The following is a 16,840-nucleotide window of genomic DNA, read 5'->3' as shown; positions in this document are numbered from 1 at the left end:
GTAATCCCATGCGTAAACTCATTCTTTTTTTGCTCTTTGGTATTGCAAATTCATTCTATTTATCTGCACAGAAAATCAATGCTGCTTATCAGCTTCATATCAAAAAAGCCAGTTCAGAAATTCTAATCGACGGAGCAATTGATGAACAAGCTTGGGAAGATGCAGAAATAGCAACTGACTTCTTTATGATTACTCCGATGGACACCAGTTTTGCGCGGGTTCGAACGGATGTCAGGATGACTTATGACGATGAAAATCTCTATTTATTGGTGGAGAATTTTCTTGCCGTGGAAGGCCCATATATGGTCGAGTCGCTTCGACGGGATTTCAGCTTTGGCAAAAACGACAACTTCCTGCTTTTCATGGATCCATTTGACGACCAAACAAACGGATTTTCATTTGGAGCTAATGCTGCCGGAGCGCAATGGGATGGCATTATGTATAATGGAGGTAGTGTGGATTTGAGTTGGGATAATAAATGGCGATCAAAAGTCACCAACTACGATGACAAATGGGTTTTTGAGGCAGCGATCCCATTCAAATCAATTCGATACAAAAAAGGAATTACTGAATGGGGAATTAACTTTTCGAGATTGGATCTGAAAACCACCGAAAAGTCAGGATGGGCACCCGTTCCCCGTCAGTTCCCTTCTGCATCTTTGGCTTATACAGGCTCGCTAATTTGGGATCAGGCGCCTCCACAGACAGGTGCAAATATTTCAGTAATTCCCTACGCTTTGGGAGGAATCAAGAAAGATATTTCAGGTAATGGCGATACGGAATATCGAAGAGAAGTAGGCCTGGATGCTAAAATCGGTTTGACTTCCTCTCTAAATTTGGATCTGACCGTGAATCCTGATTTTTCACAGGTAGAAGTGGATAGGCAGGTCACAAATCTGGATCGATTTGAATTGTTCTTTCCCGAAAGAAGGCAGTTCTTTCTGGAAAATGGAGATCTCTTTGCCAGCTTTGGATACGAGACGATCCGGCCGTTTTTCTCCAGAAGAATTGGCTTAAATGCACCTATTCAGTTTGGAGCAAGATTGAGCGGAAAAATCAATAAAGACTGGCGGATCGGGGCAATGAACATGCAAACCGGAGAAGTGGAGGAAGACGGATTACCTTCTCAAAACTTTACCGTTTTTGCTTTACAGAGACAAGTTGGTGCCAGATCCAATATAACCGGGATGTTTATCAACAAGCAGTCTCTGAACTACAACCCTGACCCTGATGCGGAACAACCCATTTATTCCCAATTCAATCGAAATGCTGGACTGGAATACAACTTGGCTTCTTCCAACAATCTATGGACTGGAAAAGCCATGTTTATGAAGAGCTTTGCTCCTAACCAGGTTGGCGATGGATTTGTCCATGCAGCAAACTTGAAATACAGTTCCGGAAATCTGACTTGGAACTGGGAACATCAATATGTCTCTAAAAATTATACCGCAGAAGTGGGCTACGTTCCTAGAAACGGATTTTATAAAATCAATCAAGAAGCGAGTTACTTGTTTTTCCCAAAAAGTGAAAAAATCCTGAATCACGGCCCTAAAGTTGGGGTACGTTACTTCTTCAATACAGATGGTGAGAAAACAGATAACACCACTTTTCTTGCCTATAACATTAAATGGAGAAGTCAAAGCACCTTCCAGGCTTGGGTTTCTACAGACTATGTATTACTTCAGCGCCCATTTGACCCGACAAATTACAGCGGTGATACACTTGCTAGGGGAACTGAGCATCAATGGTACGCCACAGGTGCAGAGTTTACTTCCAAGCCACAAAGTGTCTTTACCTATGCCTTTACTACCCGATTGGGCGGATATTATGCGGACGGCAAGCGATATAATGTTACTGCAGATATCGGCTACAGGTTTCAACCCTATGTCAGCATTGCCTTAAGCGCCAATTATAATTCCATTCATTTGCCTGAGCCTTGGTACAATACCAACTTTTGGTTGGTGGGACCAAGAGTGGATGTCACGATGACCAATACGCTTTTCTTCACGGCATTTGTCCAATACAATGAACAGATAGAAAATATTAACCTGAACACGAGGTTTCAATGGAGATTTAAACCCGCATCAGACATTTTCTTAGTCTATACGGATAACTATTTACCAGCTCCATTTTACACTAAGAACAGATCTGTGGTATTGAAATTTACTTATTGGTGGAATCTATAATCCAATTGTTTTAAAATCAACTACTTGGATCGAATCGATATATTTAGTTAATTAGTTCTGTTAACTTTTATATACTATCCATGAACATGTCTCAATTACTTCGTTTTTCCTGTGCATTTATCTTGATTTTGAGTTTTGGCTTAATCCATGAAGCAAACGCTCAAATGAAACCGCCGTCAAATCCTGTTGTCAGAGGACAGTTAGTTAATAAAAACAAACTACCAGTTGTAGGAGCAACCGTTCTTGTTGAAGGAACTACAAAAGGCACAGTAAGCGATGCAAATGGTTTTTTTGAGTTGGACCTCAGTCTTATAACAGAAAAGAAAGTAACCTTAGTGTTAGGTCATTTTGAGCATGCAAATAAATCTGTGGAGGTGGAACTTAAAGATTTACCGATGTCCTTTGGGCAAATAAAAATGAGTGATGGAGCTTTTGAAGAATAGCTATAAAAACTAAATATCCAACTCTAATAAACAGGTCAAATTGACCTGTTTTTCTTTTGGATTAACCTTCTATGAGAAGTCTTGGGATATTCTTTTATTTTTGAGAACATCATATCCCAAAGATCATCATGAGACGTCCCCATCACCTCCTTTTTTTAGGAATCCTTTTTTCTGTTTTCACTCAAAGCATCCAAGCCCAAACTTCTGATATTCTCACACTGGAGAGAATCTACGCTTCCAATGAATTCAGTCAAGAAAGGCTTCAGCCGATTCAATGGATAGAAAATGGTGCGGCTTATGTCACTGTTGAGAACGATAATGGACTGGCAAGATGGGATAGCAAAAGTTTAGAGAAAAGTGTTTTCGTTCCGGGATCTGCTTTGCAAAGCAATGGAAAGCCCATAAGAATCGAATCTTTCAGCCTTTCAGAAGACGGTAGCAAGGTCTTGATTTTCACCAATTCCAGCAGGGTCTGGAGATCGAATACTAAAGGAGACTATTACGTTTATGATCTGGACACAAAACTTCTGAAGAAGTTGGGGACACAGTTTGAATCTTCCTCTTTGATGTTTGCTAAGTTCTCTTCAGACAATTCCAAAGTCGCTTATGTTCAGAAATTCAATTTATACTTGGAGGACTTTAAAACAGGAGAAGTCACTCAATTGACCTCCGATGGGACTGACAAAATCATCAATGGCACGTTTGATTGGGCTTACGAAGAGGAATTTGGAAAGCGGGATGGTTTTGCTTGGAGCCCAAATGCCAAGTTCATCTCTTTTTGGCAAATCGATGCCTCCAAAATCGGAACCTTTTACATGATCAACAATACGGATTCAGTCTATTCCAGACCGATTCCTTTACAATACCCAAAAGTGGGCGAAGAACCTGCAGGAGCAAAAATTGGCCTAATCGACATCGCTTCTAAAAAAACAAAATGGCTTCCGATTCCCGGTGGAGAAAAAGAAAATTACTTACCAGGTATGCAGTGGATCAATGAAGATCTACTCTTGATTCAGCAGATGAACAGAAAGCAAAATCAATTGACGATCTGGACCTATAAACCTTCCAATGAAGAACTGAAGAAGGTTTATGTAGAAACTGAAAAGACTTGGGTGGATTTGGCCTATCCTGACCTATCCAGATATGGTTGGAGCGATAATAGTTTGCCGCTGGTAGATGATGGAAATGCATTTCTACGATTGACCGAAACTGACGGCTGGAGACATCTTTATAAAGTAGATATCGCAAGTGGTAACAAGACCTTACTCACTCCTGGAGAATACGATGTGGCTTCTTTTGGAGGCCTTTCTGACAAAGAAGTCTTCTTTATCGCTTCTCCTGAAAATGCCACCCAGCGCTATCTGTACGCCATTAATTTAGCTGGCAAAGGAAAACTTCGACGAGTGACTCCAGAGGCTTTCGAAGGAGTAAATACTTATGATATCGCTCCAAACGGTGAATTTGCGGTACATAATCATCAAAGCACTTCAGATCCTTTGACCACGAGATTGGTCTCTTTGCCAAAGCATGAGGTGCTGAAAACTTTGGTAGAGAATCAGGCTTACAAAGCCAAACTGGCTTCTCTTAAAACTCCTGAAATCAAGTTTACCACTGTGACTACCTCTGAAGGAGTAACTATGGATGCACGGGTCATCTATCCGGTGGATTTTGATGAATCGAAGAAATATCCGGTGCTATTCCACGTCTATGGCGAACCTTGGAGTACTGTAGCTACTGATACGCAAGTGGGATTATTCAATATTATGCTGGCGCAAAAAGGTTATTTCATTATCGACATGGATAATCGTGGAACACCTACTCTGAAAGGAAGCGATTGGAGAAAAATCATTTATAGAAAAATCGGAGTAATCAATGCTCAAGATCAAGGCTTGGCAGCCAAAGAGTTGTTAAAACTTCCTTATCTGGATGAAAACCGAGTGGCAGTTTGGGGATGGAGCGGCGGTGGATCTATGACTTTGAATCTGATGTTTAAATTCCCTGAAGTGTATCAGACTGGTATGTCCGTGGCAGCAGTTTCCAATCAGCTGATTTACGATAATATCTACCAAGAGCGCTACATGGGGCTTCCTCAGGAAAATATGGAGGACTTTGTCAATGGCTCTCCGATCACCTATGCCAAAAATTTAGAAGGTAATTTATTGGTTGTCCATGGAACTGGCGATGATAACGTGCATTACCAAGGAGCAGAAATGCTCATGAATGAGTTGATCAAACACAACAAGCAATTCCAGATGATGCCATATCCTAATAGGTCACATGGGATTTATGAGGGAACAGGAACCTCACTTCATCTATATACATTACTTACAAATTATTTAATGGAGCATACGCCAGTGAATTAATTTTCAGGTAATTAGGATTTTAAAACTAATTATATCATATTGTTATTAAAATTTCGTAACAATATGAAAAACACATTGGAAAACTCCCGAAAAATTTATCTCAGGAATTTACAAATAGGTGTAGTCACTGCTGTTTGTTTAATTCTTGGAGTGCTAATCTTTTCTGCTTCCTCACTTAATGCTGCGCCTGAAAAAGAAGTAGCCATGGAAGGCAAAATAGCCACAGGTCTCATTCTGTCAGCGGATAAAAAACCTATTCCAGGCGCGATTATCCTGGTGAAGGATACTACCACAGGAACGGTAACTGATATAGGTGGGAAATTTTATATCGATTTAAAGAATTTTGATCAGGAAGAGGTAACTCTCAAAATCTCAATGATTGATTATGAGACCCAAGAAATCGTAGTAAACACTAAAAAATTACCGAAGAATCTCGGCAAAATCATTTTAACAAAGTCGGCCAAATAGCCTACTGTTCAATTGAATTAGCCTCGAAGGCCACAATTTCATTTTCTTCAATGGTGATTTGAACTTCGATTGGATTACAGCAAACCTCGCAATCCTCGATATACTTTTGTGACGATATTGAGGGATCTACCAACATGGAGATTTCAGCTAGGCAATAAGGACATTGGAAAAAGTGTTCGAGCATAGATTATTTTTTAAAGCTTCTCCAAAAGTTAAGAACCTTTTTTAAAACTAGCTTTTTGGTATATAATTCTTATTTTCAATAAATGAAAGAAATTATAAAGATACCAAACCCTTGCTCTCAGCGATTTGACAATTTTTCAAAAACTGAAAATGGAGGCTTTTGTCGTTCATGCCAAAAAGAAGTGATGGACTTCAGAACTATGAGTCCTAATGAGATTTCGGATTATTTTTTAACTAACTCAGGTAAAAGCTGTGGAATTTTCAAGCCAAATCAATTGAAGCAACAAAAAATCACTTTCAAACAATCTAAATTTTCTCCATTATGGATTATAGGATTTATTGGGATCACCGGAATTTCTTTGCCAGCATTTTCTCAGACACCGGTACAAGCATCTATAGAGCAAACACCTATTCATCATCTGGATAATAAAAAAAACGATAACACATCAAAAACCAAAAGAACAATTAAAGGGAAAGTGATTAGTTCTTATTTTAATGAAATACAACCCTTACCCGGGACTTCCATTTTATTAAAAGGGTTCAGAACAGGTACAAATGCCGATCTTGATGGGAATTTTGAACTAGAAGTTCCTGATTCTGTGACCAGTCAAAAATTAATACTATCCCTTACATTTATTGGATATAAGCCCAAGGAAATTACTATTTACGATACCCAATAGCCTGTTCAATTAGGCGAAATCCTATTATCAGAAGACGAGGTTGATTTAATGGGTGAGATCATTTACATAAAACCCAATTTTTGGCAAAGAGTTAAAGGAGCCTTCAAATCAGAAAAAACTCAAACTTGCACTAAACCCGATCATAAACATTCATAAAAAAACCCTCGAAGCCTAAACTCTCCGAGGGTTTTACCGAATTACTATTTTTTACACTTCCACAGGGGCATCGATATTCTTGAAATAAACCTGCTTATCTGCATCCAAATCCACTAATACCGCAGAATCGTTTTTGATATATCCAGACAAAATCTGCTTGGATAATTCATTCAATACCAATCTTTGCATGGTTCTCTTCAAAGGTCTTGCTCCAAAGTTCGGGTCAAACCCAACCTCTCCTAGATAATCCAAGACTTCTTTGGTTGCTTCGATTTCGATATTTGCCTCAGCCAATCGTTTTTGAATTTCTCTCCATTGGATATCCACAATCTTCCGGATAATCTTCTTGTTTAAAGGCTCAAACATGATCACTTCATCGATCCTGTTCAAGAATTCAGGGCGCACAGCTTGCTTCAGTAAGTCAAAAGCTTCTTGCTTCGTCTTTTCCATCACCTCATCTTTGTTCCACTCTTCGATTTCCGCAAATCGCTCTTGGATCAAGTGAGAACCAATATTGGTAGTCAGTATGATGATCGTATTTTTAAAGCTTGCTACTCGACCTTTATTATCTGTTAATCGTCCATCATCCAAGACCTGCAAGAGGATATTGAAGACATCTGGATGCGCTTTTTCAATCTCATCCAATAAGATCACAGAGTAAGGCTTTCTTCGCACTGCTTCTGTTAATTGTCCACCTTCATCATACCCAACATATCCTGGAGGCGCTCCCACCAATCGGCTGACGGCATGTCTTTCTTGATATTCAGACATATCTATTCTTACCATGGCATTCTCATCATTGAAGAGGTATTCAGCCAATGCTTTCGCCAATTCGGTTTTACCTACACCTGTGGTTCCCATAAAGATAAAGCTACCTATAGGTCTCTTTGGATCTTGCAAACCTGCACGACTTCTTCTCACCGCATCAGACAAGGCGGTAATCGCCTCCTTCTGCCCAGCTACACGCTTTCCTAATTCTTCTTCTAAGTGCAACAACTTCTCGCGCTCAGATTGGATCATTTTGGAAAGCGGAATTCCAGTCCATTTAGAAACTACAGCCGCAATATCTTCCTGATCTACCTCTTCTTTCAACAGAGGCGAACCTGCCTGCATTTCTGCCAATTGCTTTTTGAAAGACTCTAGCTTTTGCTCAGCTTCTCCGATTTTACCATATCTGATCTCGGCTACTTTCCCAAAATCCCCAGCTCTTTCAGCTTGCTCAGCTTCCAGTTTATAGTTGTCAATTCGCTCTTTTTCTCTTTGAATACCGGTAATGACAGCTTTTTCGCTTTCCCATTTGGCTTTAACACTGTCTCTCTTTTCAGAAAGCTCAGCCAATTCTTTGCTAAGAACAGTTTCTTTGTCCTTGTTCTTTTCTCTTCGGATCGCTTCACGCTCGATTTCCAACTGCATGATTCTTCGATTCAATTCGTCAAGCTCCTGAGGTAAAGAGTCAATCTCCATCCTCAATTTAGCTGCCGCTTCATCCATCAAGTCAATGGCTTTATCCGGCAAGAATCGGTCAGAAATGTAGCGCTGAGAAAGCTCTACTGCTGCAATCACCGCATCATCTTTGATCCGCACTCCATGGTGCAATTCATATTTGTCCTTGATACCTCTCAAGATCGAAATCGCATCGGCAGCATCTGGCTCATCAACGATGACAGCCTGGAATCTTCTTTCCAAAGCCTTATCCTTTTCGATGTACTTTTGATATTCTTTTAAGGTAGTCGCTCCGATTGCATGCAATTCACCTCTAGCCAAAGCAGGCTTCAACAGGTTGGCAGCATCCATGGCGCCTTCGCCACCACCTCCGGCACCGATCAACGTATGGATCTCATCAATAAACAAGATGATTTCTCCTTCTGCATCAGTCACCTCTTTGATTACTGCTTTTAACCGCTCCTCAAACTCACCTTTATACTTGGCTCCTGCTACCAGCAAGCCCATGTCCAAAGAGATCAACGTCTTGGATTTTAGATTTTCGGGAACATCTCCAGATACAATTCGCTGTGCTAAACCTTCCACAATCGCTGTTTTACCCACGCCAGGCTCACCTAGTAGGATCGGGTTGTTTTTGGTTCTTCTAGCCAAAATCTGAAGTACCCTTCTGATTTCTTCATCACGGCCAATCACAGGGTCAATCTTCCCTTTTCTGGCCATTTCGTTCAGGTTCTTAGAGTATTTCTCTAATGCCTGGTATTTACTTTCTGCGTTTGGATCAGTCACTTTATTGCCTTTTCTCAGTTCTTTTATTGCTTCGATCAAAGGCTTTTCAGCAATCCCCTGATCTTTCAAAATCTTTGATGAAGGGTCTCCTGCCGCCAGTATACTTAAGAGTAAATGTTCAATAGCCACATATTCATCCCCAAATGTTTTGAGATAGTCTTTTGCCTTGGTCAGGACTTGGTTGGCGGCATTGCTTAAGTACGGTTGCTGTCCTCCACTTACTTTTGGTAAGCGTTCCAATTGCTCATCCAGTTTTTGATTGAGCAACTGCTTGTTTGCACCGAGCTTTTTAAATAAAAAGTCAGTTACATTTTCATCCTCAGAGAAGATCCCTTTGAGCAAGTGAGATGGCTCAATATTCGGCTGTCCGGCAGCTGATGCCAACTCCACCGCTTTTTGAATCGCCTCCTGAGATTTGATAGTATATTGTTTAAAGTCCATTATAGTTGGTTATTAGTGTTGTCTGAATTTAGAAATTGTGGTGCAGAGATTCATTTTAAACCTCAAGCATCTCCCCTCTAATATCAAAACTACTTCCAATTACTTTTTTCGGCCACAATGGCTGGAAAATTGAAGTTTTCACGGTCAAAACGGAAATTATGACAGAATTTTATTCGGATAAGGGTTGATTTACGACATATTGTACATTTAGAGGCAAATTTTTTTTCTATATTGATTTGCATTTTTTCAGAGAAATCCATGAATGAACTTTTAAACGAGGAACAAGTACTCCAACTTATCCACAAGATCCGTAACCAAAAGGTTATGTTGGATTCTGATCTGGCAGAAATGTATGGTGTAGAAACTAAAAGACTCAATGAGCAAGTCAAAAGAAGTATAGACAGATTCCCCGAAGACTTTATGTTTCAGCTTACAACTGAAGAATGGGGAAACTTGAAGTCGCAAATTGCGACTTCAAGTTGGGGCGGTCGTCGAACCTTGCCATATGTTTTCACTGAACAAGGCGTAGCCATGCTTTCTTCAGTTCTTAATAGTCCAAAAGCCATTCAGGTCAACATCTCTATAATTAGAATTTTCGTGAAAATCCGAGAATGGACCTTAAACTATTCCGAATTACAGGATAAAATTCAAGCACTGCAAGATGCTGAATCAAATCAAAATCAACACATTAATCATATCTATCAAATGATAGAAGAACTTTTAAAGCCTACATTAGGTGAAAGAAATCAGATTGGGTTTAAAAAATAAACCCTGTTTCATTTAAGAAACAGGGTCCGGTATAAAGGTTTATAGGGAAAATTTATTTCTGGGCAGTAGCATAATCTTCAACTGCTTTCCATACTCGGAAAACATTCTTGTAACAGATTTTCTCGATATCTTCTTTAGAATACCCTCTTTTTAGAAGCTCTGCTATTATATTTGGATACATAGAAACATCCTTCAGGCCAGTTGGCAAAGAATCACCTACTCCATCAAAATCTGAACCCAATCCCACATAGTCTATACCTACAAGGTTTTTTACATGGTCAATGTGATCTGCCACTCGTTGAACCGTTGGGAAAGGATTATTAGCAGCAGTATATTCAGCGATATATGCCTGCGCTGCTGAATCACTTCTGCTCAAATTATTTTCTGCTAACCAATTCACTAAATGTTCTCTAACTGCGGTACTTCCTGCTGAATATGCGGAATCAATAAATGATCCTCCAAAATTGATCATCATCACTCCTCCATTTTTTGCCATTGCCTGAATCAATTCATCACTCATGTTTCTTTCAAAACCGGGAGTAAACTTCCTAACTGAAGAGTGTGAAGCAATCACAGGAACTTTTGTAATGGCCAAAGCATCTTTAAACGTATCATCAGAAACGTGAGACAAATCAACCATGATTCCAACTCGATTCATCTCTTTGACAACTTGTTCTCCATATTCACTTAGACCATTGTACAATCTAACTGTATCATAACTACTGTCTCCGATCAGGTTTGCTTTACCATGAGTCAGCGTGATGTATCGAATTCCTCTTCCGTGAAAATATTCCACATTAGCGATATCATCTTCCAATCCAGCGCCATTTTCCATTCCCATTGGAAGGGAGATTTTTCCTGCTTCAAAATTTGCTTCAATATCAGCTGGGCTATATGCCATGGCGAATTTGTCTGGAAAAGTTTCCGCCAGTCGCTCTGTCATTAAGATCAATGAGTCAGCCAAAGCTTTAGAAGCTCCTGGAGTCTGTTGGTTGCCAGCAGGGATATAAATTGACATAAATGGAGCATCTAAGCCTCCTTCTTTGGATCTAGGGAAATCAAAATTACCTCCATCTGTTCTGACAGACACATCCAGAATTTCTCTTTGAAGAGTAAATCCTCCGACTTTCATCCTGTATGGTAGATCCACATGACCATCTACCATGATGGTATTATGAGCCATTTCAGTAGCTACTTTGAGACGCTCATCGTCGCTCATCGCTGTGTAATCTGGGGTAGTTTCTTTTGGTTGACAGGCAAAGGCCAGCAATCCTAAAAGCAGGTAGGAATAGTTTTTTTTCATTTGTGTTGGTGGTTTATAAAAATGAAAGATACTCTGTTTTGCTGAGTTGTTGAAAAAAAATCCATAAATGGGAAATTCATGAAAAATAATTCTGATTTGAACGGGTTTGAACACCACTTTACAAAACTTTCCATCCTTTATCATTAACTTTTAAAGGAAATACCACCTACTCATGAAAAAATTACTCAATTTCATTTTAATCATTTGCCTCTTCTGGGCTTGTAAACCACCCATTGAAAATTCCCCAGTAAGTATCAAAATTAGTCCTGAACTTGAAGCTGGCCTGACTGATGGCAGACTCTTAATGATATTCTCTTCGGATAAAGAAAAAGAGCCCCGATTCTCCATCTCAGATGATGCTTCTACTGCCCAAGTTTTCGGGATGGACATAGAAAATTTTACTCCAGGTGATGTCATAAAACTGGATACGTCCAGCTTTGGATATCCAATCGAAAACTTGAAAGACTTAGCGGAAGGAAACTATGTCATGCAGGCTTTCATCATCAAATATGAGACTTTCACTAGGTCTGATGGCCATACTGTAAAATTAGCCATGGACAAGGGAGAAGGTAGAAAATGGGCCAATACTCCTGGAAATATTTATTCCGAGGCCATACCTTTCAATTGGACAAAAGGGGCAACGATTCAACTCACAATAAATCAGGAAATTCCACCCGTGGAAGAACCGGAAGACAGCAAATACATCAAGCATATCAAAATGAAATCGGAACTTCTTTCGAAGTTTTGGGGGATGGACACTTATCTCGGCGCACATGTGCTACTTCCTGAAGGTTTTGATGAAAATCCTAATCAGTATTATCCATTGATGGTTTTTCATGGGCATTTCCCGGATGACTTTGGAGGATTTCGAACAATCCCACCAGATCCTGATTTGCTGGAAGATGACTATTCTGCAAGATTTGGAATCTATGGATACCAAAAAATGCAAGAGCAGGAAGCTTACGACTTCTATAAAAAATGGACCTCCCCGGATTTCAAGAGGTTTATTATCATAGAAATCCAGCACGCAAATCCATTTTATGATGACAGCTATGCGGTCAACTCAGAAAATCTCGGTCCGTATGGAGATGCGTTGACTTACGAGCTGATTCCTTATATCGAAAAGCAATTTCGCGGTATAGGAGAAGGCTGGTCCAGATTTCTTTATGGTGGTTCAACGGGAGGATGGGAAGCCTTGGCAGCCCAGGTTTTTTACCCAGAAGAGTATAATGGATGTTTTGCAGCCTGTCCCGATCCAATTGACTTTCGAGCTTTTACTACTATTAATCTTTACGATGATAAAAATGCTTATTACCAGGAAGGAGAATTCAGAAAAACCCTACGCCCGGGACATAGAGATTATTTAGGGCATGTTTCTGCCATGGTAAAAGATATGAATCACAGGGAATTGGCCATTGGAGGCCCAAAAACTCGCTCTGGAGAGCAATTTGATATTTGGCAGGCAGTTTATTCACCGGTAGGTGAAGATGGATATCCCAAACCAATCTGGGATAAAAAGACTGGGGAAATTGATCCTACTGTTGCTGAATTTTGGCGGGAGAATTACGATCTTCGCTACATCATGGAGCGGGACTGGGAAACTTTAGGACCGAAGCTAGAAGGGAAAGTAAACATCTATTGCGGTGATATGGATAACTATTATCTAAACAATGCAGTATACCTTACTGAAACATTTTTAGAGCAAACCGACAAACCTTATTACGGCGGAGAAGTTGCATATGGTGACCGGGCAGAACATTGCTGGAACGGTGACCCTAACCTTCCTAACTACATTACCCGATTACGATACAACACGATGTATTTGGATAAAATCGAAGATCGTTTAAAAGAAACCGCCCCAGCATCATTTAATCAACAAAACTGGACACTAACCAAAAATTAATCACACTATGAAAACTCTAATTAAATCAAGTTTATTTGGCCTTTCGGCAGCATTCCTTTTTGCACAATGCAGCCCTCAAAAGACCGAAGAAGCATCTACCGAAGAAATGGTGGTAGAAGATGCAAAAACTCCTACCCTCACTAAAGTCTGGGAAACCCCTGCAACTTTAACAACCTGCGAATCGGTGTTATATGATGCGAACACAGGAAATTTATATGTTTCAAACATTGAAGGAACGCCAACCGATAAGGATGGAAAAGGTTCCATTTCTATTTTGGATAAAAATGGCACAATTGTCAATCAGGAATGGGTTACAGGTCTAAATGCCCCAAAAGGAATGGCAATTTCTGATGGCAAATTGTATGTAACAGATATTGATGAATTGGTAGAAATCGATCTTGAATCTGGAGAAATCACCAACAAATATCCTGTTGAAGGAGCTGAATTCTTGAATGATGCAGCTGCTTACAATGGCAAAATATATTTTACCGGGATGAATAAAGGCTTACTTCATGTACTAGATGAGGGTGTCGTTTCTACAGTTTCTGAAGGAAATGCTTCTTTGAATGGCGTGGCTGTAAGTTCTGATGGAAAGATATATGGATTGGATGGATCAGGTCTTAAAATGTTCAATGCAGATGGAAGTTCAACTATGCTAAACACCACAGTTACTGGTGGTGATGGATTGATCATTTTGGGAGATGGAAATTACGTTGCATCAAAATGGGTAGGTGAGATTTATTTCGTTTCTGGAGATGGTCAAACGCTTCTACTTGACACAAAAGCTGAAGAATCAAACACTGCCGACGTCGGATTCATACCAGAAGAAAATCTTGTATTGGTACCAACATTTATGAAAAATAAGGTGGTAGCTTATAAATTAGACTATTAAAAAACTTCAAACTCAATCGGAAAGCCTCATTTTCGAGGCTTTTTTCATTTTATTTTCAAAGAAACCGAAAACAGGTATCGGGTTTCTTTCGATTTAATCTGGTAATTTGTCCGTATCTTGTAAGCGAATTACCCGTTAGATAAGAGTACCGACTTAGTTTAATTGATTTAAAACTATAAGACGGACTCTAAACACTTCAAATAAAGAAGTTCAATCATGAAAAACTCAAAACCAATAGATTACGAACTGGAGAAAAACATGGAGGTCATCAGCCAAATTGATGGCTTTGTGGCGGATGCGGTAGACAATATTTTGGTTGATCCAGAGACTTGCTGGCAGCCTACAGATTTCTTGCCTGATTTTGGCAATCCTGATATTCACGAAGAAATTAAATTATTACAAAAAAGAGCCGAAGGGATTCCCGACACAGTACTTACTTCTTTGGTGGGAAATATGATTACAGAAGAGGCTCTGCCATCTTATCAGACTTATTTCAACCTCCTAGAAGGAATCAATGAAGAAAGAAGTTTAGTTTCTCCATCAGGCTGGGTTAGATGGTCCAGAGCATGGACTGCTGAAGAAAATAGACATGGAGACCTTTTGAATAAATACCTTTACATGACTGGAAGGGTAGATATGAAGGCAGTTGAAATCACCATCCATAGATTATTGACCAATGGCTTTGATCCGAAATCTGAAAGCGATCCGTATCAAGCCATGATCTATACTTCCTTTCAGGAAAGAGCTACCAAAATATCTCATGTGAATACTGGAAAACTAGCTGATAAAGCTGGAGATCCTGTTCTTTCCAGAATTTGCAAGACCATCGCTGGAGATGAGGCAAGACATGAAAAGGCTTACAAGTCCTTTATGTCACAGATTTTTGAGATCGATCCAAACGGAGCGATTTTGGCTTTTGAAAAGATGATGAAAAAGCAAATTGTGATGCCTGCAGTCTTGATGGGTGAAGGCGGATCAAATCCCTCTATCTATACAAGATTCTCAGAAATCACTCAGAAAGTGGGGATTTACACAGGATGGGATTATGCTCGAATCATCGAACATTTGGTAAGCCTTTGGAAAATTGAAAGCCTGACCGGCTTAAATGATGTAGCATCCAAAGCTCAGATCTACTTATCAAAATTAGCAGAAAGATACATGCGCGTAGCGGACAGAATGAAAGCTCCAGATGATGTTCAACTCGCATGGTTAAAATAATTAACTCTCAAATAGCAAACCTATTGGGAAAACCTCTTCGAATTCGGAGAGGTTTTTTTTATGACATTTCTATAGTTTCCCGCAGATTGACGCAGGAAATTACGCAGATCCCACACAGATTTAGATTTATTTAAATGAAGGAAAATACGACGCCCTATCTATTCCTCAATACTCCCAAGTACCTTTTGCTTTTTTAAAGAGTTACCTGATATTTTAAAAGTTTGAACAATTGAAAGAATTCTTGAAATTGAAAGAAAAACAATAGGTATGAAAAAGCTTTTCACTTTTCTTTTGACTCTGACATTTTTTGGAAATGCTTTCCCACAAACAGACATCAAAGTCAATAAAGACCGACTTAACTCAACGCTCAAGACTCTATCAACATATGGGAAAAATGAAGCTGGAGGCTCGGATCGAGTAGCTTTTAGCAAATATGATATTGAAGCGAGGAAATATGTAAAAGAATTGATGACGAAGGCCGGGTTAGAAGTTTCTACAGATTTCGCAGGAAATCTAATCGGCAAAAAAGCTGGGTCAAACCCCAATCTGAAACCAATTGCTTTTGGCTCCCACATCGACGAGGTTCCCAATGGTGGAGATTATGACGGACCTGTTGGTTCGATGAGCGCGATCGAAGTGGTTCAGACTTTGACAGAAAATAATCAAATAACCCAGCATCCTCTGGAAGTCATCATTTTCACTAATGAGGAAGGTGGAGTCGTAGGTAGTAGGGCATTAGCTGGTCAGCTCACCAAGGAAGCTTTACAAGTGAAAAGTTCTAGCGGTTTGACTCAGTTTGAAGGAATCAAAGCTGTTGGCGGAAACCCAGACCGAATTGCCGAATTGAAAAGGAATTCTGGGGACGTAGCTGCTTTTCTGGAGTTACACATTGAGCAGGGTGGAAACCTGGACCGAGAGGGGATAGATATTGGAGTTGTAGAAGGAATTGTAGCGATAGAATGGTATGAATTTACCTTCAAGGGTTTTGCTAATCATGCTGGAACCACGCCAATGAATATGAGAAAAGACCCTATGCTTCCTGCTGCAAAATTGATTCTAGCAGTCAATGAAATCGTCAATTCTTTTGAAGGAGCACAAGTAGCTACTGTCGGCAAAGTCGATGTATTTCCCGGAGCTGGAAATGTCATTCCTGGCGAAGTAAAAGTGAATGTGGAGATCAGAGATTTGTCCTCGGAAAAAATCCAGATGGTGTATCAAAAGATTGAGGAAAGAGCAAAGAAACTTGCAGCGGAGAGCAATACCGAGCTAAGTATTAATCATATCGAAGTAGCAAGTAAGCCAGCTTTGGCAAATCCTGAAATTCAAAAAATCATTGAAAACTCTGCCAAATCACTCGGACTTAGTAGCACCTATTTGCCAAGTGGAGCAGGACATGATGCTCAGGAAATGGCTCGATTCGCTCCAATAGGAATGATTTTTATCCCTAGCAAAGACGGAATCAGTCATTCCCCTCAGGAATTTTCCACTCCAGAGGATATCGCCAATGGAGCAAATGTGTTATTACAGTCTATTTTGAGCATAGACAAGCAACTAAAATAAAATCGAATCTTGTAAACTTTTTAGATTCAAACTCCATTTAATGTATA

The 16,840-nt window shown here is 39.8% G+C and carries 13 protein-coding genes; 10 read left to right on the top strand and 3 right to left on the bottom strand.

What is annotated here, in order from left to right; all coding sequences use genetic code 11:
* Window positions 1-8: 8 nt before the first annotated feature.
* From FHS59_RS13735 to FHS59_RS13720, 4 genes are all read left to right on the top strand, one after another.
* Window positions 9-2,186, top strand: a complete 2,178-nt coding sequence (locus FHS59_RS13735; RefSeq protein WP_184495847.1) for a DUF5916 domain-containing protein — start codon at window positions 9-11, stop codon at window positions 2,184-2,186.
* 86 nt (window positions 2,187-2,272) lie between these two features.
* Window positions 2,273-2,629 (top strand): carboxypeptidase-like regulatory domain-containing protein, encoded by a 357-nt coding sequence (locus tag FHS59_RS13730; RefSeq protein WP_184495845.1) that lies wholly within the window; start codon window positions 2,273-2,275, stop codon window positions 2,627-2,629.
* Between the two features lie 128 nt (window positions 2,630-2,757).
* On the top strand, window positions 2,758-4,992 hold the full coding sequence (locus FHS59_RS13725; protein WP_184495843.1) for a S9 family peptidase: 2,235 nt from the start codon (window positions 2,758-2,760) through the stop codon (window positions 4,990-4,992).
* Between the two features lie 63 nt (window positions 4,993-5,055).
* Window positions 5,056-5,460, top strand: a complete 405-nt coding sequence (locus tag FHS59_RS13720) for a carboxypeptidase-like regulatory domain-containing protein (RefSeq protein ID WP_184495842.1) — start codon at window positions 5,056-5,058, stop codon at window positions 5,458-5,460.
* A gap of 1 nt (window position 5,461) precedes the next feature.
* Here the strand turns inward: FHS59_RS13720 and FHS59_RS13715 are convergent, their stop codons facing one another.
* Entirely contained in the window at window positions 5,462-5,644 is a 183-nt protein-coding gene (locus FHS59_RS13715; RefSeq protein ID WP_184495840.1) for a CPXCG motif-containing cysteine-rich protein, read from the bottom strand.
* Between the two features lie 274 nt (window positions 5,645-5,918).
* Here FHS59_RS13715 and FHS59_RS13710 point away from each other — a divergent pair, with 274 nt between their 5' ends.
* On the top strand, window positions 5,919-6,323 hold the full coding sequence (locus tag FHS59_RS13710; protein WP_184495838.1) for a carboxypeptidase-like regulatory domain-containing protein: 405 nt from the start codon (window positions 5,919-5,921) through the stop codon (window positions 6,321-6,323).
* A 207-nt stretch (window positions 6,324-6,530) separates the two neighbouring features.
* On the opposite strand, the gene clpB is transcribed toward FHS59_RS13710, so the two are convergent.
* Window positions 6,531-9,149, bottom strand: a complete 2,619-nt coding sequence (gene clpB / locus FHS59_RS13705) for an ATP-dependent chaperone ClpB (RefSeq protein WP_184495837.1) — start codon at window positions 9,147-9,149, stop codon at window positions 6,531-6,533.
* Window positions 9,150-9,407: 258 nt separating this feature from the next.
* On the opposite strand from clpB, the gene FHS59_RS13700 reads away from it, so the two are divergent.
* Window positions 9,408-9,917: an ORF6N domain-containing protein gene (locus FHS59_RS13700; RefSeq protein WP_184495835.1), complete on the top strand. Its 510-nt coding sequence runs from the start codon at window positions 9,408-9,410 to the stop codon at window positions 9,915-9,917.
* A 52-nt stretch (window positions 9,918-9,969) separates the two neighbouring features.
* On the opposite strand, the gene FHS59_RS13695 is transcribed toward FHS59_RS13700, so the two are convergent.
* Complete coding sequence (locus FHS59_RS13695; protein WP_184495834.1) at window positions 9,970-11,220, bottom strand: dipeptidase; 1,251 nt, start codon at window positions 11,218-11,220, stop codon at window positions 9,970-9,972.
* Window positions 11,221-11,392: 172 nt separating this feature from the next.
* On the opposite strand from FHS59_RS13695, the gene FHS59_RS13690 reads away from it, so the two are divergent.
* The 4 genes from FHS59_RS13690 to FHS59_RS13675 all read left to right on the top strand — a co-directional run bounded on the left by FHS59_RS13690 (window position 11,393) and on the right by FHS59_RS13675 (window position 16,793).
* Window positions 11,393-13,123: an alpha/beta hydrolase-fold protein gene (locus FHS59_RS13690; protein ID WP_184495832.1), complete on the top strand. Its 1,731-nt coding sequence runs from the start codon at window positions 11,393-11,395 to the stop codon at window positions 13,121-13,123.
* Window positions 13,124-13,130: 7 nt separating this feature from the next.
* A complete protein-coding gene (locus FHS59_RS13685; RefSeq protein WP_184495830.1) occupies window positions 13,131-14,015 on the top strand; it encodes an SMP-30/gluconolactonase/LRE family protein in 885 nt (294 codons plus the stop codon).
* A 216-nt stretch (window positions 14,016-14,231) separates the two neighbouring features.
* Window positions 14,232-15,233 (top strand): acyl-ACP desaturase, encoded by a 1,002-nt coding sequence (locus FHS59_RS13680; protein ID WP_184495828.1) that lies wholly within the window; start codon window positions 14,232-14,234, stop codon window positions 15,231-15,233.
* A 267-nt stretch (window positions 15,234-15,500) separates the two neighbouring features.
* Window positions 15,501-16,793, top strand: a complete 1,293-nt coding sequence (locus FHS59_RS13675) for a Zn-dependent hydrolase (protein WP_184495826.1) — start codon at window positions 15,501-15,503, stop codon at window positions 16,791-16,793.
* Window positions 16,794-16,840: the final 47 nt, after the last annotated feature.

This window comes from Algoriphagus iocasae (assembly GCF_014206875.1).
In the GTDB taxonomy this organism is placed as follows: domain Bacteria; phylum Bacteroidota; class Bacteroidia; order Cytophagales; family Cyclobacteriaceae; genus Algoriphagus; species Algoriphagus iocasae.
This window is presented reverse-complemented; position numbering and strand designations above follow the sequence as displayed.

What these genes read in the sequence shown, in the direction of transcription:
- FHS59_RS13735 (WP_184495847.1), top strand. Translation starts at nt 9, where the DNA reads ATGCGTAAACTCATTCTTTTTTTGCTCTTTGGTATTGCAAATTCATTC.
- FHS59_RS13730 (WP_184495845.1), top strand. Translation starts at nt 2,273, where the DNA reads ATGTCTCAATTACTTCGTTTTTCCTGTGCATTTATCTTGATTTTGAGT.
- FHS59_RS13725 (WP_184495843.1), top strand. Translation starts at nt 2,758, where the DNA reads ATGAGACGTCCCCATCACCTCCTTTTTTTAGGAATCCTTTTTTCTGTT.
- FHS59_RS13720 (WP_184495842.1), top strand. Translation starts at nt 5,056, where the DNA reads ATGAAAAACACATTGGAAAACTCCCGAAAAATTTATCTCAGGAATTTA.
- FHS59_RS13715 (WP_184495840.1), bottom strand. Translation starts at nt 5,644, where the DNA reads ATGCTCGAACACTTTTTCCAATGTCCTTATTGCCTAGCTGAAATCTCC.
- clpB (WP_184495837.1), bottom strand. Translation starts at nt 9,149, where the DNA reads ATGGACTTTAAACAATATACTATCAAATCTCAGGAGGCGATTCAAAAA.
- FHS59_RS13700 (WP_184495835.1), top strand. Translation starts at nt 9,408, where the DNA reads ATGAATGAACTTTTAAACGAGGAACAAGTACTCCAACTTATCCACAAG.
- FHS59_RS13695 (WP_184495834.1), bottom strand. Translation starts at nt 11,220, where the DNA reads ATGAAAAAAAACTATTCCTACCTGCTTTTAGGATTGCTGGCCTTTGCC.
- FHS59_RS13690 (WP_184495832.1), top strand. Translation starts at nt 11,393, where the DNA reads ATGAAAAAATTACTCAATTTCATTTTAATCATTTGCCTCTTCTGGGCT.
- FHS59_RS13685 (WP_184495830.1), top strand. Translation starts at nt 13,131, where the DNA reads ATGAAAACTCTAATTAAATCAAGTTTATTTGGCCTTTCGGCAGCATTC.
- FHS59_RS13680 (WP_184495828.1), top strand. Translation starts at nt 14,232, where the DNA reads ATGAAAAACTCAAAACCAATAGATTACGAACTGGAGAAAAACATGGAG.
- FHS59_RS13675 (WP_184495826.1), top strand. Translation starts at nt 15,501, where the DNA reads ATGAAAAAGCTTTTCACTTTTCTTTTGACTCTGACATTTTTTGGAAAT.